A 19,335-nucleotide genomic window follows, 5' to 3' on the forward strand; every position below is an offset into this window, starting at 1 on the left:
GATCACGATCCGTGGTCGTGATCGAACCGCCCTCCCGCTCCGCTGCGCGCGCCGGCCACCCCATCACCCCGGCACAGGCGGGTTGGCACGTTCGGCAGATTCAACCCTATCGTTGAACTCTATATTGAGACCCGACCGGTGAAAGGCATCGGAAGTCCCTGGTGAAGCCTGAAAACCTGCGTCCGATCGACTTGGCCCGCGAGGCGGGCGTCTCCACCCAACAGGTCCGCAACTACGAGGCGGCCGGCGTGCTGCCCGCGACGCGACGGACGGACGCCGGCTACCGCGCCTACGGCCCGGAGCACCTGGGCGCCCTGCTCGCGTTCCGCGCGTTGGCGCCGGGCTTCGGCACGGAAGCCGCGACCGCCGTCATGCGCGCCCTCCACCGGGGCGACCGGCACCAGGCGCTCCGGCTGATCGACGCCGGCCACGCCGCCCTGCACGAGCAACGGCTGGCCACCGACGCGGCGAGCGACGCCCTGGAGGCCCTGGCGGGTCGGGAGCCGGACCCGCCCTCGGCGCCGCCCCTCCTGGTCGGCGAACTCGCCGCGCGGCTGGGCGTGCGCACGTCGACCCTGCGCGTGTGGGAGGCCGCCGGCCTGCTCACCCCGGACCGGGAGCGGGGCACGAAGTACCGCCGTTACGGTCCCGCCCAGGTCAGGGACGCCCGCATCATCGCGATGCTCCGCCAGGGCCGGTACCCGTTCGACCGGATCAGGCCGGTGCTGGACGGTCTGCGGCGCACCGGCGGCGTCGAGGCGCTGCGGGCGGCCATCGCGGAGCGGCGGGCCGCGTACGACCGCCTGGCGTGGGCGATGCTGCACGGCGCATCCGTGCTGCACGATTACCTGAAAGGGTGAATCTCGCCGGAACGAACCCACGACCACCACCGCAGCCGTTACCGTTTCGTTACCGACTCGGGGGTATCCCCTAGCCCGAAACGCACACGTCAACGGGTGAGACGGGGGATCGTGTCAGCGGCGACGACGGGAGGGGTCGAGTGAAGATCAGTTTCATTCGGAAGGACGGACCGGGGGGCACCGACGTCGATTCCACGGAGAGGCTGCGGGTTCCGTCGGAACTGCTGGACCGGCACCAGGGCCGGGTGCTGGACCCGGGAGCGGAGGTCGCGAGCGGCTGGCCCGCGCCGCGCCCGACGGCGTACCGGCCGAGGGTGCTGCTGATCCCGGACGACGTCCTGCGGGACGAAGCCAGGGTCGGCGTGATCAGGCAGGTGTTGAACGGGGCGGGCCTGGATGTGGACGCCCCGGAGGCGGGATCCGGCAGCACGCCGCGCCCCGTCCTGCTACGGCCGCTCGCCGGGCAGCGGGACGACGTCGACTCGTGGTCCGCGCTGCAGAAGCTGCGCGCCGCCGCGGACGACGACGGGATCGACCTCGACCACGATGTGGTCGGGCGCATCTCCCTGGAACACCTGCTGTTCAGCGCGGTCACCATCACCGGCACGCCGTGGGACACCAACGCCGACTCGGTCGACGGCTCCTACCGGCGTTCGCCGAGCGGCACGTCGCGGGTGCCGGTCTCGCTCTGCGCGCACCCGCCGCACCGCGGCGAGGTGGGCACGGAGCAGTTCGCCCGCCGGCCGGTCATCGCCGTGCTGGACTCCGGGATCGGGCCGCACCCGTGGTTCGGCATCCCCGACCGGACGGCTCCGCCGCCGCCCGGCGGGTTCATCTCCGTGCTGGACGAGGCGCAGGACGCGATCCGGCGCAACGCCGCGATCGACTCCGCCTCGCCGGTCCAGTCCCTGACGGACTACTGGGACGTCCCGGCGGAATCGGACAAGCTGATCCCGCACGTCGACAGCAACACCGGCCACGGCACGTTCATCGCGGGCCTCATCCGGCAGGCCGCGCCGCGCGCGGACGTGCTCGCGATCCGCGTCATGCACAGCGACGGCATCGCGTACGGGTCGGACATCATCGCCGCGCTGGAGGCGATCTCGCGGCGGGTCGAGCGCGCGCAGGAGCAGAACCGGCCGGAGGACATGGTCGACGTCGTGTCGCTGTCCCTCGGGTACCTGGACGAGACGCCCGCCGACGCCGCGTACACGACGCACCTCGCCGCCGTCGTCAGCCGGCTGACCGAGCAGGGCGTGCTGGTCCTCGCCGCGTCCGGCAACCACTCGACCAGCAGGCGGTTCTACCCGGCGGCGCTGGCCGAGCTGCCGGACGCGCCGGGCGCCGGGCCGGGCGTGATCAGCGTCGGCGCGCTGAACCCCAACACCACCAAGGCGCTGTTCTCCAACGACGGCGCGTGGGTCACCTGCTGGGCGACCGGCGCGGGCGTGGTCAGCACGTACCCGACCGACGTGAGCGGGCCACGGCAGGCGCCGACCGGCGACGAGGACCGCAGCGGGCTCGACCCGGACGACTTCCGGAGCGGGTTCGCGGTGTGGGACGGGACTTCCTTCGCGACGCCGCTCGCCGCCGCCGCGGTGGCCAACGCGCTGATCGACGTGGCGGCGTCGGACACCGGGCTGAGCCTCGCCAACGTCCATCAGGAGACCGTCGTCAAACGAGCGTGGGCGGCCCTGGAACGCTGCTATGAGCAGTACCCGGTCTGACCGCCATCCCACCGACGGCACGCCCCTCGACGACTACGAGGGGCTTGCCGTCCTGTTCGAGTCGGCGCGCGGAGGCGACCGGATGGCGCTGGGGCGGATCGCCGAGACGCTGACGCCGATGCTGTGGCAGGTCGCGCGGGCCCAGGGGCTGGACCGGGAGCGCAGCGCGGACGCCGTGCAGACGGCGTGGCTGCGGCTGCTCGGCTCGCTGGCCGAGATCCACTCCCCCATCGCGCTGACCGGGTGGCTGGTCACCGTGACCAAGCGCGTGTCGTGGGCGATGCGCAACGAGCTGCGGACCGGGGAACTGGTGGGCGCTGTGCCGGACGAGCAGGTGGTCGATCCGGCGCCGCAGCCCGAAGAGCACGCCGTGTTCGCCGACCGGCGGGCCCGGCTGTGGGACGCGGTGAGCAGGCTGTCGCACCGCTGCCGCGAGCTGCTGCGGGTGGTCGCGTTCGTGAACCGGCCCGAGTACGCGGAACTCAGCGCGGCGCTCGACATGCCGAAGGGCAGCATCGGCCCGACCAGGGGGCGGTGTCTGGCCCAACTCCGCAAGCAACTGCTGGCGGACGAAGACGGGAGCTGGCGGTGACCACCATCGACCCGGACAGCCCCCGCGGGCCGTTGGACGACCTCGACCTCCAGATCCTGCGCGAGGTCCGCTGGCTGTGGGAGTCGGTCGACCCGATGCCGGGCGACCTGCTCGACCGGGTCCGGTTCGCCGTCGAGCTGGAGGACTCGGACGTCGAGGTCGTGCGGATCACCGAGCGCCGGGAGGTGGCAGGCGTCCGGGGAGACGTCCGCTCCCGGCTGATCACGTTCGCCGGCGACACCCTCGACTTCATGGTGAACGTGCAGGCGAGGGGCGACGGGACGCTCCGCGTGGACGGGTGGCTGTCACCGCCGGCCGAGCACCCGGTCGAGGTGCGGACCTCGGACGGCCGGTTCCGGACCCGCTCGAACGGCGAAGGGCGGTTCGTGCTCGACCGCGTCCCGTGTGGCCTGGTGCAGTTCGTGATCCGGCCAATGGACCGAACCAGTGCCGTAAGCACACCGACGATGACACTATAGGCCGGGTGAGCGACCGTGTGCGGAACCTGCATGTGCGCGCGATCGAGGAGATCAACAGCGGCCGGCCCGCCGTCGGCGCACGCCTGCTTCGCGACGCGCTGCGGATGGACGACCGCACGGGGCCGCTGACCGCGCGACTGCTGGGCACGCTGGCCGCCGCCGAGGTCGCGCAGGGCAACACCGGTCGGGCCTTGGAGCTGCTGGACGAGGCGGAGGACGTCGTCGTGCCGGACGACCGGCACCTGCTGCTGTCGCAGCGGGCGCTGGTGTTCGTGCTGGTCGGGCGGATGGACGACGCGCTGAGCCTGTTCGACGACGCCATCCTGCGGCTGCGGCGCACCGACCAGCGGGCGGCGCTGGCCCGCGTGCTGCTCAACCGGGGGATGCTGCACCAGTTCGCGGGCCGGGTCCGGCTGGCGCTGGCCGACCTGGACCAGTGCGCGCAGCTCGGCGCGTCCCTGGGTCCGTTCGAGGGCATGCCGCGCACGGTGGCGAAGGCCGTGCACGGCCGTGGCCAGTGCCGGGTGCTCACCGGGGACATCCCGGGCGCGCTGCGGGACTTCGACTACGCCGCCGAGGTGTACGCCGACCAGGGCAAGGGCATGCTGGCCGTGCTCGCGGGCGACCGGGCGCGGGCGCTGCTGGCGGCGGGCCTGCCCAGCGAGGCGGCGACCGAGCTGGACACGTTCCTCAGGCGGGTGCCCGAACTGCGGATGGGCCACGAGCACGCCGAGGCGGAACTCACCATGGCGCGGGCCCGGCTCGCCGCGGGCGACCCGGCCGAGGCGCGGCGCTGGGCGGCGCTGGCCCGGCGGCGCTTCCACCGACGTCGCAACGACACCTGGACGGCCGTCGCGGAGCTGGCCATGCTGCGGGCCGACTTCGCCGCCGGCAACGGGACCGTCCGGGGCGCCCGTGCCGCGTCCAGGCTGGCCGACCGGCTGCGCTCGCTGGGGCTGCGCAACGACGCCGACGAGGCGGACCTGCTCGCCGCGCGGACCTACCTCGCCCGCGGCAAGCTGCGCGAGGCCCGCGCGCACCTGTCCGGCCGGGACCGGCCGGGCGCGCCGCTGGCCACCAGGCTGCTGCGCAGGCTGGTGCTGGCCGAGCTGGGTTCGGCCGAGGGCGACCAGCGCCGGACGTTCGCCGAGGCCCGTGCCGGGTTGGCGCTGCTGCGCGAGCACCGGAGCCGGTTCGGCAGCCTGGACCTCCAGACCGGCACCACGTCGCTGGGCGGCGAACTCGCGCGGGCGGGTCTGGCTGCGGCGTTGGAGACCGGGAAGCCGGAAGTGGTCTACCGGTGGCTGGAGCGGTCACGCGCGCAGGCGTTCCGCTTCCCGCCGGTCCGCACGCCCGCCGACGAGCACACCGTCGACGCCGTGGCCGCGCTGCGGCAGCTTGCGCGCGAGGCCCGTGCCGCGGAGCTGAAGGGCAGCCAGGACTCGGACGCGCTGCGCCGGGCCCGCCAGTTGGAACGCGAGATCCGCGCGAAGGGCTGGCGGACCGACGGCGCGGGCGAGCGGCACGTGGAGGTCGGCTTCGCCGAGGTGAAGGCCGAACTCGCGGACGCGGACAGCGTGCTGGTGAGCTTCCTGACCGACGGCGACCGCCTGCTGGCCCAGGTGATCGGCGACCGGCGGGCCGAGCTGATGGGACTCGGCGAGACGGCGACCGTGTTCGAGGCGATCGCCCGGCTGCGCAGCGACCTGGACGCGGCCTGCGGCCGAAGGCTGCCCGACCCGCTGCAGAAGGTCATCCACATGTCGATCAGCCGCCAGCTCGCGGTCCTGGCCGAGCACCTGCTCGACCCGCTGCTGCGGGTGATCGGCGACCACAACGTCGTGCTGGTGCCGACCGGCGCCCTGTCGGCGATGCCGTGGAGCCTGCTGGACGCCTTGCGCGGCCGTCCGGTGACCGTGACACCGTCACCGTCCGCGTGGGTCTCGGCGAAGCGCACCGTGCGCCCGCCCGGTCCGGTGCTGCTGGTCGGCGGGCCGAACCTGAAGCACTCGTCGGACGAGGTCCGGCGGATCGCCGGGATCTACCCCGACAGCACGGTGCTCGACGGCGAGGACGCGACCGTCGACAACACGCTCAACGCGGTGAACCGGAGCGGCCTGGCCCACTTCGCCTCGCACGGCCACCACGAGCAGGAGAACGTGCTGTTCTCCCGGCTGGACCTGGTCGACGGCCCGCTGATGGCGCACGACGTGCACCAGCTCGCGGCCGTGCCGGACCACGTCGTGCTGTCGTCCTGCGACATCGGCCAGGCCGTGGTCCGGACCGGCGACGAGATCCTCGGCTTCACGGCGGCGCTGCTCTACAGCGGCAGCCGGACCGTGGTCTCCAGCGTCGCGCGCGTGGACGACCAGGCGTCCGTCGACGTGATGACGGCCTACCACCAGGCGCTGACCCGCGGTGTGCCGCCCGGCAAGGCGCTGGCCGACGCCACCGAGACCGAACGCCTGATGCCGTTCGTGTGCCACGGGTGGGGCGGCTGACCGCTACCGGGACTGTGCGGCGGCTGAGGCGGCTGACCGCTACCGCGGGACTGTGCGGCGGGTGGGGCGGCTGACCGCTACCGACGCCGGCGGACCTTGATCAGGTCCACGTCCGTGGCCGAGGCGCGCAGGTCCCGGAAGTCCACCCCGAACCCCTCCACCGCGCGGGCGGCGAGGCTCAGGGCGCGGTCGCACACCGCCCGGTCGTCCGCTCCGACCTCCGCGCGCAACTGCACGCGGAAGCTGAAGAAGTCGAGCGACCGGTCGTAGGACAGCGCGCCCTCCTCGGAGAACCCGTTGGTGAGCACCCCGTGCCGGTCGACCTCCGCCAGCAACCGGGCGCGTCCGGCGTCGTCCAGGTCGGTGAACCGACCACGCACCATGACCCGGTAGGTGTGCTCCGCCATGTGCTCCGTCTCCTGGGTGTCTCGGGAGTGTCATGATCGGCATTCACCCGGCGGACCGCAATCGATATGTCGCCGCGCCTCCCGGCCGGGACGACCGGGAGGCGCGGGCCCGCGGTGGATCAGCCGGGTGAGCCGCAGTACCAGCCACCGGCCGAGGTGCAGACGGTCACCTTGACGTTGCGCACGTCGTAGGGCGTGTTGAACGACCCCGACACCGAGCCCGAACTGCCGTTGGTGGCCCTGCCGACCTGCTTGTTCTCCTTCGTCCAAGCCCCGTGGTGGTACTGCTCCCAGCTTAGGTAGGCGTAGGACGTCGACGGGTTGGCCGCGTGGTCCCGGATGGTTCCCGAGACCCGCACGTACTGCCGACTCGACCACGACTTGGTGCCCGACGACGTGCCGAACGAGTTGCTCGCCTGGTAGCTGCTGCTCGCCGCCGACGCGGTGGACGCGGTCATGACGATCGCGCACCCGACCGCGGCGAGGCACGCCGCGATTCTTCCGACCTTCGCACGAATCATGGTTCTTCCCCCTGATCCCGACCTGTTCCGGTCGTACGCGTATCAGCCTGGGTCGGCGGACTGGGGCGGAACTGGGGCGTTTCTCGAATGCTCAGCAGGCATCGTCCGCCACCGACGGCGCTTGGACGCACCGCACCTGCTCAACGGACGTCGTCCGCCACCGGCGGCTCCCGCACGCACGGCACCTGCTCAACGGACGTCGTCCGCCACCGGCGGCTCCCACACGTACGGCGTCGTCGTCGTGACGGCGGTGAAGCCGAGCCGTTGCAGGATCGGCCGGCTGTCCTCGGTCGCGTCGACCTGGAGGTACCGCACCCCGCGCCCGGCCGCGACGCGGGCCCGGAACGCGACCAGCGCGCGGTAGATGCCCTTGCCGCGCCACGCGGCGAGCGTCGACCCGCCCCACAGACCGGCGAACTCCGTGCCGGCCTCGACCTCCAACCGGGCCGTCGAGACCACCCGCCCCTCCGCTTCCGCGACCACCACGACGACCTGGCCGGCGCCACTCCGCAGCCGGTCGGCCAACTCGGCGGCCAGCCAGCTCCGGTCGTCGCCCCACACCTCGGACGTCATCTCCGCGATCCGGTGCAGGTCGGCGTCCGCGGTCACTTCGCGGACCGTGATGCCGGCGGACTCCGGCGCGGACTCCAGCGCGGCCAGCTCCGCGGTCTCGCCGATCAACACCGTCTCGGGCTGTTCGGCGACGAACCCGGCGGCCACCAGCCGCTCGGGCAGCTCCGCCGGCAGATCGTGACCACGGGTCTTCCACTCGACGGCCTCGCCCCGCGCGGCGAAGAACTCCCGCTGGCGTGCGATCAACGCGTCCAGCGCCGCGCCGTCGACCCCGAGGTCCGGCGGCCCGGTGACGAATCCCCGCCGCCGCTGCCCGACGACCCGGACGATCGGCCCGTCACGTTCGGCATGGGCTCCGGGCGGGAGATTCGTCGTCTCGGCGGTGCGGAGCTGATCGTCGTACGCGGCCAGCAGTGATGCGGTATCGGTCACCGGACCACGCTAGTAGTCACCACGGTGCGGCGAACCGTGCCCGCGAAGTTGCGAACCGGGGCCGACTACTGCGGGACGAGCACGCGCCTCCTGCGAAGCCTGCCCGGTCGGGTCGAGCCGTGCCCGTGGCCGTGGCCCTGCCCGTGACCGTGGCCGTAGCTGGTCGGGGTCGTGGGCGCGTAGCCGCTCGGGGCGAGGACCGGGTGCGGCCGGCGCAGGACCCGGTGCGCGAACGCGGTCCGGCGGTGTGCCGGCGCGGCGAAGACGGTGGCCGCGAACACCGTCGCGAGCAGCGTCGACGTGCCCGCCAGCAGCAGCGTCTCGGGCGCGCCGAGCCGTTCGCACAGCCACCCCAGCAGCGGCGCCCCGACCGCGCCCGCCGCCGCGCCGATCGAGCCGTTGACCGCGAGCAGCCGGCCGCGCATCCCGTCGGCGCTGTCCAGTTGCAGGCGGGTGCTCATGGTCGTGTCGATCAGCACCGCCCCCGCCGCGATCGGCACCAGGACCAGCGCGAACCCCAGCGTGCCCGGCACCAGTCCGCCGACCGCCTGCAACACGCTCGTCGTCCCGGCCGCGATCAGCAGCAGCCGGATGGTCAACGTCCGACGGGCCGCCGCGGCGAGTCCGCCGAGCACCGTGCCGACCGCGAACACCGTGGACAGCAGGCCGTAGTGGGTCGCGCTGCCGCTCATCGCGGCCATCGTGACCTGGTAGTTGCGGCCCAGGCTGGACAGCACGAACCCGAGCGCGAACAGCAGCAGCAACCGGCCCGAGCCGCCGACGTAGCGCAGGCCCGCGCGCACGCCGACCTGGTCCTCCGGGCTGCTCGCCAACGGGTGCAACTCGGCCTGGCGAACGGTGAGCACGGCGGCGATGACGGCCACGAAACTCGCCGCGTTGATCAGGAACAAGGCAGGCGTGCCGAGGGCGGCGGCGAGCACGGCGGCGCTGCTCATGCCCAGGATGCGACCGGTGGAGCTGAGGATCGAGCCGAGCGCGAGCGCGTTGCCCAGGTCGTCCCGGGACACCACCTGACCGCCGAACCGACCCAGCGCGGGCCCGTCGAACACCGACACCAGCCCGGCCGCGGCGGTCAGGCCGAACAGCAGCGGCATCGGCGCGTGCAGCCACACCACCAGCGCCAACAGCACCGCCAGCACGACGTGCAGCGATTGGCAGGCGAGGATGATCCGGCGGACCGGCACCCGGTCGGCCAGCGCGCCCGCCCACGGTCCGAGGAGGACCGACGGCAGCGCGCCGACGAGTACGGAAAGACCAACCGCGGCTGCGGAGCCGGTGCGCTCCATGACAACCCAGTTGAGGCCGATCAACTGCATCCAGGTACCGGTCACCGACACGAGGTCGGCGAATGCCCAGCGACGGTAGTTGCGGCCGCGCAGCGCGCGGAACATCGAGGAAAGCTCCTGCGGGGAGAATGGGAGGACATCGACGTGCCCTCGCGAACTACTCAACAGTAAGCGGCGCTTCTCACGTTTAGAACCGTTGTCCACGTGAGTCGGTTCACGTGACACATCGTGCGCCGAGCGCTTCGAACAGCATCGGTTCTCCGGCACGCACAAACGTTCAAGACCGACGTCCCGCGCGGCGGCTAGAAACTGGGTGATCCGCACGGCTGACCGGTTGGAGTGCGCGCGAATGGTCGTCTCAGGGTTCATCGGACTGGGTGTGATGGGGCAGCCCATGGCGCTCAACCTGGCGCGGTCCGGTGTGCCGCTGGTGGTCTGGAATCGCACCGCCGCCCGGTGCGAGCCCGTCGCCGCCGCCGGGGCACGGGTCGTCGCCGGGCCCGCGGAGGTGTTCGAACGGGCCGACGTGGTGCTGTTGATGCTGGCCGACGAGGACGCGGTCGACACCGTCCTCGCCCGCCGCACCCCCGACTTCGGGACGCGGTGCGAGGGCCGGACGATCGTGCAGATGGGCACCATGCCCGCCACCTACTCCGAGGCCCTGGCCGCCGACATCGCGGCGGTCGGCGGCGCCTACGTCGAAGCGCCCGTCTCCGGCTCACGTGGTCCCGCCGAGGCCGGGACGCTGGTGGCGATGGTGTCCGGTGTCGACGCCGACGTCCGGCGGGTGCGGCCGTTGCTGGCTCCGATGTGCGCGGAGGTCGTGGACTGCGGTCCGGTGCCCGGCGCGCTGCTGATGAAGTTCGCGGTCAACCTGTACCTGATCACCATGGTCACCGGGCTCGCGGAGGCGTACGGCTTCGCCGAGGCGCACAAGCTGGACCCCGCGCTGCTGACCCGGATCCTGGACGCCGGGCCGATGGCGTCCCAGGTGTCCAGGGCCAAGGCCACCAAGCTGCTCGACGGCGACTTCACCGTCCAGGCCGCCGCCGTCGACGTGCTGAAGAACAACCGGCTCATCGCCGAGGCCGCCCGTGCCGCCGGCGTGGCGTCACCGCTGCTGGACGTCTGCCACGCGCTGTTCGGCGAGACCGTCGACCTCGGGCACGGCGCGGAGGACATGGCCGCCGTCGTGCGGGCGATCCGCGCCCGGTCGCGCGGCTGACGACCACACGGCCGCCGTCCACGCCGCCGGGGTCAACCCGTAGGCACGCTTGAACATCCGGGTCAGGTGGCTCTGGTCGGCGAAGCCCGCCGCCACCGCCACCTCGCCCAGCGGGCGGCCGGCCCGCATCAGCTTGCGGGCCAGGTCGAGCTGCCGCATCGTGCGGAACCGGGTCGGGCTGGTCCCGAACGCCGCGCGGAACTGCCGTGCGACCGCCCACCGGTCCAGGCCCGCCACCCGTTCGAACTCCTCCACGCCGTGCCGGCTGGTGACATCGTCCAGCAGCAGCGCCCGCACCCGGCGCACCGCGTCGAGGTCGAGCGCCGCCCGCCCCGGCCGGTGGTCCGCCGAGTGCCGGCCGAGCAGGTCCGCCACGGCCGCCGTGACCTCCACGGCCTCGACCTCGTCCAGCGGCTCGTCGATGTGCCGCAGCCAACTCGCGACCGCCGGACCGACCTCGGCCGGCCGGATCACCGGATCGGCCACGAACGGCAGCGGCCGACCGCCCAGGGCGTCCTGGACGAGCGCCGGGTCCAGGTAGATGATCCGGTAGCCGAAGCCGCCGTCGGTGCCCGCCGCGCCGTCGTGGAGTTCGTCGGGGTGCAGGACGTGCCACTCCCCCGGCAGGCAGTGCCGCAACGCACCCCGGTAGCGGAACGTCTGCACGCCGGCCACCGTGACGCCGATCGCGTAGGTGTCGTGCCGGTGGGGTGAGAACGCCTCCCCCGCCAACGCCGCCTCCATGCGCTCGATACCGACCGCGCCGCCGCCGAACCTGAGCCGTTGCCCGGCCCGTTCGCCGGACAGCGACGTGATGGGCATCCGGGCCCTGGGATCACCGTGCACGCAGGTCAGGCTAGCCCTCCACGGCCAGGTCAGCGCCACGGATCGTGTTTCCTCGACACCCACCGCGACGACGTGGTGGTCGGGTGTCGTGGTCGTCGGCAACGCTACTGTCACCGCCATGTACGTGAAGCTGTGCGGTCTGCGCACCACGGCGGACGTCAACGCCGCGGTCGACGCCGGAGCGGACGCGGTCGGGTTCGTCCTGAGCGAGAGCGTCCGCCGGGTCGACCCGGACACCGCGCGGCGGCTGGTGCGCGAGGTCCCGCCGCACGTGCTGTCCGTCGGCGTGTTCAAAGGCGTCGGAGCGGCGGAGGTGCGTCGGCTCGCCGCCGAGTCGGGGGTCGGCGCGGTCCAGCTTCACGGCGACTACCCGCCGGAGGCGTTCGACGAGGTGTCCGCGGCCGGGGTGCCGCTCGTCCGGGCGGTCACGCTCACGGCCGACACCGATGTGCGGGTCGGCGCGTTCGGCGAGCACATGCTGCTGCTCGACTCGCCCGTCGCGGGCTCCGGCGAGCGGTGGGACCTCACCGCGCTGGACGGCGCCCGGCCGCAGGGGCGTTGGCTGCTCGCGGGCGGTCTCGGCGTGGGCAACGTCGCCGAGGCCGTCGCGCGGGCACGTCCCTGGGGTGTCGACGTGTCGAGCGGTATCGAGGCCGGTCGCGGGGTCAAGGACCACGGGCTCATGCGGGAGTTCGTCGCTGCCGCTCGGGCGGCGGGCGCGTGAGACCGCTCGGGCGGCGGGCGCGTGAGGCCGCCCGAGCGGATCGCACCCGCCGCTCACGGTGTGGCGGACTGCTCGGCGATCGCGGTCACCGAACGGGCCAGGGCGGGGTTGGTCAGGCCCGCCAGGAACCCCAGCGCCAGGGCCGCCCCGGCGACGACCATCGCCGCCGGCGGACCCAGGTGGGTCGCCAGCAGCCCGGTGGCCAGCACGGACACCGGGAACATGCCGAAGGACAGCAGCCACATCAGCGACATCACGTGCGGCAGGCGGTCCGGCGGGGTGGCCACCTGGATCAGCGACACCATGATCACGTTCGTCACCGAGTTCAGCACGCCCACCCCGAGCATCGCCGCCCCCGCCAGGTAGACGTCGCCGGTCCACGGCACGACCACCAGCAGCAGCCCCTGGCCGAGGCCGGCCGCGAACGCGAGCCGGCCGGTCTGGCGGGAACCGGGCAGGCCGCCGATCAGCAGCGCCCCGACGAGCGCGCCCGCCGCGGACGCCGCCAGCAGGATGCCGTAGGCCGCCGTGTAGTTGTCGAAGTCCCGCTTGAGCAACGACGGCAGCGACACCTCCAGCAGCCCGCCCCACAGCAGGTTCACCAGCGCCACCACCGACAGCAGTCGGACGACCAGGCCGTGCCCGCCCGCCAACGCGCCGAGCGTGGTGCGGCCGGCCGAGAACAGGGACCGGAGCTGGCCCGTCCGGTCCGGGACGGCGTCCGGGGGCACGTGGTGGCGCGCCATCGCGACCAGTGACACCGTCGACGCGACGAACGTGGCCGCGTTGATCAGCAGCGCCACGCCGACACCGCTCGCGCCGGCGATGATGCCGCCCGCCGCCGCGCCGACGAGCATCGCGCACTGCACCGACGTGGTGAGCACGGCGTTGGCGGACGGGAGTTGTTCCTCCGGCACGAGCCGGGGGGTCAGCGACGAGTACGCGGGCCGGAACAGGCCCATGCACAGGCCGTTCGGGATCGTGAAGACGATCAGGTGCGCGACGGTCAGTCCGCCGGTCAACGCCATCGTCCCCAGCACCGCCATCAGCAGCGCACGCGCGACGTCCACCGCCGTCATCACCGTCCGCGCCCCGAACCGGCTGACCGCGGGGGCCGCCAGCAGCAGGCCGGCGATCCGGCTGACCCCGTAGCAGCCCAGGACCACGCCCAGGTCGGTGGCGCTGCCGATGGTCAGCGCGAGCAGCGGCAGCGCCACCTCGAACAGGGCGTCGCCCAGGTTGGACAACGACTGGCCGGACGCGAGCAGGGCGAAGTCCCGTTGCCGCAACGGCCGGACGAGGTTGGCGAGGCCCGACCTCATCGGTGCTCGGCGAGCGCCCGGCGGACGCTCAGCGGGCGGATGTCGGTCCACACCTCGGTGATGTGCGCCAGGCACTCCTCCTTGGTGCCGACGAAGCCGTCCGCGCGCCAGCCGGCGGGCGGCTCGTCGGCGGCGGGCCAGATCGAGTACTGCTCCTCGTCGTTCAGCACGACCTTCATCTCCATTTTTCGCTGTCCTTTCGGGGTGTTCAGCCGGCGACCCGGGTGAGGAGGGCTTGGAAGCGGTCGAGCAGCCCCGTCACGTCGGCGTCGGGGATCGCGGTGGTGTCGAAGGAGGCGACGACCTCCAGGCTCCGCGCGGGGAAGACGTCGATGCGCAACGGGTGCTCCATGTGCGCGTAGTACAGGTTGCTCTGCGGCGGGATCTCGATGCCGGGCAGTTCGAGGTCGGGCAGCGTGCTGGCGAAGCTGCCGATGTTCTGGAACACGAAGTAGCTGTCGAACAACGGTTCCGCGCGGCCCGTCCACTCGGCGATCCGGTCGAGCGGGACGAACTCGTGGCGCTGGATTTCCAACGCCAGTTCGCCGACGCGCGGCACCAGCGACTCCACCGGCTCGGCGGCGTCCACCCGGACGCGCGCCGGCAGCACGTTCATCAGCACGCCGACCGTGCTCTCGATGCCCGCCAGCGGCGCGGAGCGGCCCGACACCAGCAGTCCGTAGACCACGTCGTCGGTGTCCAGGTGACCGGCCAGCGCCGCCGCCCAGCAGCTCTGCACCAGGCTGTTCGGCGTGCCGTGCAGGGCACGTGCCCGCCGGAACAGGCGGCTGGTCGTTTCCGCGTCCAGCGTGAACCGCAGGCTCCGGACCGGTCCGCCGAGTCCCGGACCGGCGAGCTTCGGCGACGGCGCGCCGGCCAGCCGCCCGGTCCAGAACCGTTGCGCCTCGGTGGTGTCCCGGGCCACCGCCCACGTCACGAAGTCCCGGAAGCCCGCCGCGCCGGAGCCGTCGTCGGTGGACGCGCCCGCGTACCGGCGCAGGGCGTCGTTGGTGACGATGGTGAAGCTCCAGCCGTCGGTGCACAGGTAGTGCGCGCCGAGGACCAGGTGACACCTGTTGTCCGGCAGCCGGACCAGCGTCAGGTCGACCGGGCCGGCGTCCCGCAGGTCCAGCACCGGCTCCCGCAGCTCGACCAGCAGCCGGTCGAGCGCGGCGTCGAGATCGGCCGGGTCGACGGCACGCCAGTCCTCCTCGCGGTAGTTGAGCCCGAGGTCCGACCGGACGATCTGGAGCGGACCGCCCTGTGCCGTCCAGTCGAACGAGGTGCGCAGCAGCGGGTGGCTGCGGATGGTGTCCTCCCACGCCTGCCTCATCCGGGCGAAGTCCAGGTCGCCGACGAGCGTGGCCACGCGCTGCACGCGGTACAGGCCCGGCGCGGGGTCGCGCAGGTAGCGGGTCAGCATGTGCCCTTGCAGAGCGGAAAGGGGATAGGCGTCCTGCACGACGGCGGCCGGCACGTTCCGCACTCTGTCCACATAGGACTGACCGTCGGGAGTGCCGCTGTCGGCGGCGAGGTCGCGGATGCGGCGTTCCATCGCGGTCAGGGTCTGCGCCTCGATGATGTCCGCCGGGCTGAGCGCCAGGCCGTCGCCACGCAGCCGCGCCGACACCAGGATCGCCTTGATGGAGTCGCCGCCGAGGTCGAAGAAGTTGTCCTCGATCCCGACCGCGTCCCGGCCGAGGTGCAGTAGCTGCGCCCACACCTCGGCGAGGTAGGCCAGTCGCCCGCCGAACTGGACGGCCGCGACGCTGGGCGCGGCCACGCCGCTCGACCGGCGGGCCGCCAGCGCGTTCCGGTCGACCTTGCCGTTGGCGGTCATCGGCAGCGCTTCGACGATGTCCAGGGTGTTCGGGATCATGTACTGCGGCAGCCGGTCCGCCAGGTGGTCGTGCAGCACCTCCACGTGCCGGCGACGCCGGTCCAGGGCCGAGGGGTCGTTGGCGACCGCGCCCGCGCGGTGCGGCGAGTGGGCCGTGATCACGTGGTGCGGACTGGTTCCCGGGTGGTCCGCGGCCGGGGTCAGCAGCAGGTCGACGGTGTGCGGGTCGGACCCGCCGGGTGCGACGGTGGCGTGGAAGCCGGTGGCGTCCGCGAGTTCCCAGAGATCCGCCGGATCCGGCAGTTCCACCGGTTCGACGGCGGGCAGCTCGGCGACGGCCGCGCCCGGCGCGGCGGACCGCAGCAGGGTCGCGCGCTGGTGGGCCGTCCGCAGCCGACTGTTGGGCAGGCCGGTGACCAGCAGCGCAAGGCCGGGCTCGTCGGCGCAGTGCTTGCGGACGACGTGCCAGCCATCCGGTCCTTCCCACGGCAGCACGGTCGGCGAGAACGGCGTCGGCGGCTCACCGAGGCGGAACGTGACGTCGTAGCGGTAGGCGTTCACCTCGTTGCGGTAGCGGCCACGCTTCAGCGCGACCTCACACCTGTGCGCGCCGAGGACTTCGGCCAGTTCGTCCACAATGGAGGGATGGAGCAACAGCTCCTCTTCGGCGTCGACGGAGCGGTCGATCCGGTCGCGCACGGTCTCCACGTCGGCGTCCGGTGACACCTTCGCCAGCTCGACCTCCGCGCGGAGCGTGTCCAGCAGACCCAGGTGGCGCAGGTCGCCCAGGAACACGCTGCCGCCGGGCGCGAGCAGTCGCCGGACCCCGGCCAGCACCGCCCGCAGGTACTCGACGTTCGGGAAGTACTGGACGACCGAGTTCAGGACGACGACGTCGAACCGGCCGGCGGGCAGGTCGTCCAGTTCGTGCGCGGCCCGGTGCCACAGGCCGACCTTGTCCGAGCCGCCCTGGGCGGCGAGCCGTTCGGCGAGCCGGTCGACCACCACCGCCGACACGTCCGTGCCGCAGTATTCGTCCACTTCGGACAGCAACGGCCACATCAGCAGGCCGGTGCCGCAGCCGATCTCCAGCACCCGGCGCGGACGCAACTCACGGATGCGCTCCACGGTGGTGTCGGTCCAGACCTTCATCTCCTCGTCCGGGATCGCGCCGCCGAAGCTGCTGTTCCAGCCGGCCGTGTCGAACCGGGCGGACGCCGGGTCGGGTCCGGCGTAGGTGCGGTCGAACACCGAACTCCACTGGTCCAGCCGGGCCCGGCCGTCGTCCTCCGCCGCCGGCTCGTCCAGCACGACGAAGCCGGACAGCCGCGCGTCACCCGCCTCGCTGCGCCGGGTGAGCACGACCGCCTGGCGGACCAGCGGGTGCTCCGCGAGGACCGTCTCGATCTCGCCCAGCTCGATCCGGAAGCCCCGGACCTTCACCTGGAAGTCGGCGCGGCCCAGGAACTCCACCGTGCCGTCCGGCCGCCACCGGGCCAGGTCGCCGGTGCGGTAGAGCCGTCCGCCGGGCGCGCCGAACGGGTCGGGCACGAACCGCTCGGCGGTCAGGCCCGGCCGCCCCGCGTAGCCGCGGGCGAGTCCGATGCCGCCGATGTGCAGCTCCCCCACCACACCCGGCCCGACCGGTTGGCCCAGCGCGTCCAGCAGGTGGATCCGGATGTTGTCGATCGGCCGGCCGATGGGCACGGCCATCGCCGCGGCGGGCAGCTCCGCGCACGGGTACCAGGTGACGTCGATGGCGGCCTCGGTCGGGCCGTACAGGTTGTCCAGCCGCGCGTCGACCAGCGCCGTGAACCGGCGGACCACCTCCACCGGCAGCGCCTCGCCACTGCACACCACCAGCCGCAGCGACACGCAGCCCGCCGGGTCCGCGACCGCCAGGAACGCCGACAGCGCGGGCGGCACGAAGTGCGTCACGGTCACGCCGTGCCGGCGGATCAGGCCCGACAGGTATTCCGGGTCTCGATGCCCGCCAGGCCGCGCGAACACGAGGGTGGCCCCGGCCGTCAACGGCCACAGCAGCTCCCACACCGACACGTCGAAGCCGTACGGGGTCTTCTGCAACACCCGGTCGGTCGAAGTCAGCCGGTAGGTGTCCTGCATCCACCGCAACCGGTTCGCCAAGGCGCGGTGCTCCGTGACCACGCCCTTCGGGCGACCGGTCGAGCCGGAGGTGTAGATGACGTACGCGGCGGTCCCCGGCCGGGCCCGGCACGGGATGGCAGGTCCGGCGGGCAGGTCCGCGATCAGGTGGCAGTCGCCGGGTGCCAGGTCTCGGTGCTCGTCGTCGGTGAGCACGATCCGGGCGGCGGCGTCGGCCGTCTGGAACGCGAGGCGGTCCCGGGGCAGCTCCGGGTCGAGCGGCAGGTAGGCGGCTCCCGCGTACTGCACGCCGAGGATGGCCGTGATCATGGCCAGGCCGCGGTCGAAGCAGATCCCCACCACGTCGTCCACGCCCACCCCGAGCGCCGCCAGCGACCCGGCCACCCGCTCGGCTTCGGCGTGCAGTTCGCCGTAGGTCAGCCGCTCGTCGCCGGAGACGACGGCGATCACGTCGGGATGCGCGGCGGCCCGCTCGGCGACGAGGTGCGGCACGCAATCCTCCGGCACCGGCCGGTCGGTCGCGTTCCAGCCGGCGGTGACCTGGTGGCGTTCGGCGGCGTCGAGCAGGTCGACCCGCGACACCCTCCGGTCCGGGTCGAGGGTGACCGCGTCCAGGAAGTTGAGGTACCAGCGCAGCACGCGGTCGATCGTGTCGCCGTCGAAGATGTCGGTGTTGTACTCGGCGGTGACCGCGTAGCCCTCCTCCACCCTGGTCACCGAGACCCAGAGGTCGAACTTGCTCGTGCCCCAGTCGACTTCGACCGGCGTCACGGTCAGCCCGGCCATCCGGAAGTCCGGGATGGCCACGTTCTGCAACGCGAACGACACCTGGAACAGCGGCGGGTGCGCCAGGTTGCGGGCCGGGGCGAGGTCTTCGACCAGCCGCTCGAACGGCACGTCCTGGTGGGCGTACGCGGACAGCGCCGTGTCCCGGACGCGGTCCACGAGTTCGCGGAACGTCGGCTCGCCGGTCAGGTCGGTGCGCAGCACCAGCATGTTGACGAAGAACCCGATCATCCGCGCGGTGTCCTCGCGCGTGCGGTTGGCGATCGGCGAGCCCACGGCCACGTCGGTGGTCGAGCACCAGCGGCCCAGCACCGCCGAGAAACCGGCCAGCAGCACCATGAACGGCGTCACGTGGTGCGCGCGGCACAGCTCGTCCACCCGCACGGCGACGTCCTCGGGGATCGTGACGCGCCGCCGCGCCCCGGCGAACGTGGACACCGCCGGCCGGGGACGGTCCGCGGGCAGCGACAGCACGTCGGGCAGGTCGGCGAGCTGCGTGCGCCAGTAGGCGAGCTGCCCGTCCAGCACGTCGCCGGACATCCACTCGCGCTGGTCGCGCGCGAAGTCCGCGTACTGCACGGGCAGCTTCGGCAGCCGGGCGGGCCGCCCGCTCAGGTAGGAGCTGTACAAAGTGGACAGATCGTCGACGAGCACGCCCAGCGACCAGCCGTCGCAGGCGATGTGGTGGATCACCAGCACCAGCGTGTGGTCGTCGTCGGCCCGCGCGAACACCTTGGCCCGCACGAGCGGAGCCCGCGAGAGGTCGAACGGCTTGCCGATCTCGTCCCGGATCTCGCTGTCGAGGTCGTCCGACGCCGGTCGCACGACGATCTCGGGCAGCGTCACGGCCTCCACCACCTGCACCGGATCGCCGTCGTCGGCGAACGACGTCCGCAGCACCTCGTGCCGGGCCACCAGCTCGTTCACCGCCCACGTCAACGCCTGCACGTCCAGGTCGCCGCGCAGCCTCAGCACCACCGGCATGTGGTAGGCGGAGAGCCCGGCGGCCAGCCGGTCGAGCACCAGGAGTCGTTGCTGGGCGAAGGACGCCGGCCCCTGACGGATCACT

General features: G+C 72.9%; 15 protein-coding genes. 7 read left to right on the forward strand and 8 right to left on the reverse strand.

Annotated elements, in window-relative coordinates:
- Positions 1-161: 161 nt before the first annotated feature.
- From ACQPZF_RS22515 to ACQPZF_RS22535, 5 genes are all read left to right on the forward strand, one after another.
- Positions 162-860, forward strand: a complete 699-nt coding sequence (locus ACQPZF_RS22515) for a MerR family transcriptional regulator (protein WP_433259985.1) — start codon at positions 162-164, stop codon at positions 858-860.
- 140 nt (positions 861-1,000) lie between these two features.
- A complete protein-coding gene (locus ACQPZF_RS22520; protein ID WP_433259986.1) occupies positions 1,001-2,587 on the forward strand; it encodes a S8 family serine peptidase in 1,587 nt (528 codons plus the stop codon).
- Positions 2,568-3,179 (forward strand): RNA polymerase sigma factor, encoded by a 612-nt coding sequence (locus ACQPZF_RS22525; protein ID WP_433259987.1) that lies wholly within the window; start codon positions 2,568-2,570, stop codon positions 3,177-3,179. Before ACQPZF_RS22520 ends, ACQPZF_RS22525 begins: the two co-directional genes overlap by 20 nt.
- Positions 3,176-3,658, forward strand: a complete 483-nt coding sequence (locus ACQPZF_RS22530) for a hypothetical protein (RefSeq protein ID WP_433259988.1) — start codon at positions 3,176-3,178, stop codon at positions 3,656-3,658. The genes ACQPZF_RS22525 and ACQPZF_RS22530 overlap by 4 nt, the downstream gene beginning before the upstream one ends.
- Before the next feature lie 5 nt (positions 3,659-3,663).
- On the forward strand, positions 3,664-6,159 hold the full coding sequence (locus ACQPZF_RS22535) for a CHAT domain-containing protein (protein ID WP_433259989.1): 2,496 nt from the start codon (positions 3,664-3,666) through the stop codon (positions 6,157-6,159).
- A gap of 77 nt (positions 6,160-6,236) precedes the next feature.
- On the opposite strand, the gene ACQPZF_RS22540 is transcribed toward ACQPZF_RS22535, so the two are convergent.
- From ACQPZF_RS22540 to ACQPZF_RS22555, 4 genes are all read right to left on the reverse strand, one after another.
- Positions 6,237-6,566: a DUF6204 family protein gene (locus ACQPZF_RS22540; protein WP_433259990.1), complete on the reverse strand. Its 330-nt coding sequence runs from the start codon at positions 6,564-6,566 to the stop codon at positions 6,237-6,239.
- A 119-nt stretch (positions 6,567-6,685) separates the two neighbouring features.
- The gene (locus ACQPZF_RS22545) at positions 6,686-7,087 is read right to left on the reverse strand and encodes a hypothetical protein (protein ID WP_433259991.1); all 402 of its coding nucleotides are present in this window, start codon (positions 7,085-7,087) and stop codon (positions 6,686-6,688) included.
- Between the two features lie 189 nt (positions 7,088-7,276).
- Complete coding sequence (locus tag ACQPZF_RS22550; RefSeq protein WP_433259992.1) at positions 7,277-8,092, reverse strand: GNAT family N-acetyltransferase; 816 nt, start codon at positions 8,090-8,092, stop codon at positions 7,277-7,279.
- Between the two features lie 65 nt (positions 8,093-8,157).
- Positions 8,158-9,504 (reverse strand): MFS transporter, encoded by a 1,347-nt coding sequence (locus ACQPZF_RS22555; protein WP_433259993.1) that lies wholly within the window; start codon positions 9,502-9,504, stop codon positions 8,158-8,160.
- 208 nt (positions 9,505-9,712) lie between these two features.
- On the opposite strand from ACQPZF_RS22555, the gene ACQPZF_RS22560 reads away from it, so the two are divergent.
- Positions 9,713-10,624, forward strand: a complete 912-nt coding sequence (locus tag ACQPZF_RS22560; protein ID WP_433259994.1) for an NAD(P)-dependent oxidoreductase — start codon at positions 9,713-9,715, stop codon at positions 10,622-10,624.
- Here the strand turns inward: ACQPZF_RS22560 and ACQPZF_RS22565 are convergent.
- Positions 10,511-11,590, reverse strand: a complete 1,080-nt coding sequence (locus tag ACQPZF_RS22565) for a helix-turn-helix domain-containing protein (RefSeq protein ID WP_433259995.1) — start codon at positions 11,588-11,590, stop codon at positions 10,511-10,513. The two genes, ACQPZF_RS22560 and ACQPZF_RS22565, sit on opposite strands and share 114 nt — an antisense overlap.
- Here ACQPZF_RS22565 and ACQPZF_RS22570 point away from each other — a divergent pair.
- Positions 11,589-12,194: a phosphoribosylanthranilate isomerase gene (locus ACQPZF_RS22570; protein ID WP_433259996.1), complete on the forward strand. Its 606-nt coding sequence runs from the start codon at positions 11,589-11,591 to the stop codon at positions 12,192-12,194. The two genes, ACQPZF_RS22565 and ACQPZF_RS22570, sit on opposite strands and share 2 nt — an antisense overlap.
- A 53-nt stretch (positions 12,195-12,247) precedes the next feature.
- Here the strand turns inward: ACQPZF_RS22570 and ACQPZF_RS22575 are convergent, their stop codons facing one another.
- Genes ACQPZF_RS22575 through ACQPZF_RS22585 form a run of 3 tightly spaced genes read right to left on the reverse strand, consistent with a single transcriptional unit; the run spans position 12,248 to position 19,334 of the window.
- Positions 12,248-13,516: an MFS transporter gene (locus tag ACQPZF_RS22575; protein WP_433259997.1), complete on the reverse strand. Its 1,269-nt coding sequence runs from the start codon at positions 13,514-13,516 to the stop codon at positions 12,248-12,250.
- Positions 13,513-13,701, reverse strand: a complete 189-nt coding sequence (locus tag ACQPZF_RS22580; protein ID WP_433259998.1) for an MbtH family protein — start codon at positions 13,699-13,701, stop codon at positions 13,513-13,515. The genes ACQPZF_RS22575 and ACQPZF_RS22580 overlap by 4 nt, the downstream gene beginning before the upstream one ends.
- Positions 13,702-13,724: 23 nt before the next feature.
- Positions 13,725-19,334 (reverse strand): amino acid adenylation domain-containing protein, encoded by a 5,610-nt coding sequence (locus ACQPZF_RS22585; protein WP_433259999.1) that lies wholly within the window; start codon positions 19,332-19,334, stop codon positions 13,725-13,727.
- Position 19,335: the final 1 nt, after the last annotated feature.

This window comes from Actinosynnema sp. CS-041913, assembly GCF_050942485.1.
Lineage (GTDB): Bacteria > Actinomycetota > Actinomycetes > Mycobacteriales > Pseudonocardiaceae > Actinosynnema.

Coding starts and splice junctions, on each gene's coding strand:
- ACQPZF_RS22580 (WP_433259998.1), bottom strand. CDS start 13,701: ATGGAGATGAAGGTCGTGCTGAACGACGAGGAGCAGTACTCGATCTGG.
- ACQPZF_RS22565 (WP_433259995.1), bottom strand. CDS start 11,590: ATGGCGGTGACAGTAGCGTTGCCGACGACCACGACACCCGACCACCAC.
- ACQPZF_RS22545 (WP_433259991.1), bottom strand. CDS start 7,087: ATGATTCGTGCGAAGGTCGGAAGAATCGCGGCGTGCCTCGCCGCGGTC.
- ACQPZF_RS22555 (WP_433259993.1), bottom strand. CDS start 9,504: ATGTTCCGCGCGCTGCGCGGCCGCAACTACCGTCGCTGGGCATTCGCC.
- ACQPZF_RS22525 (WP_433259987.1), top strand. CDS start 2,568: ATGAGCAGTACCCGGTCTGACCGCCATCCCACCGACGGCACGCCCCTC.
- ACQPZF_RS22570 (WP_433259996.1), top strand. CDS start 11,589: ATGTACGTGAAGCTGTGCGGTCTGCGCACCACGGCGGACGTCAACGCC.
- ACQPZF_RS22540 (WP_433259990.1), bottom strand. CDS start 6,566: ATGGCGGAGCACACCTACCGGGTCATGGTGCGTGGTCGGTTCACCGAC.
- ACQPZF_RS22575 (WP_433259997.1), bottom strand. CDS start 13,516: ATGAGGTCGGGCCTCGCCAACCTCGTCCGGCCGTTGCGGCAACGGGAC.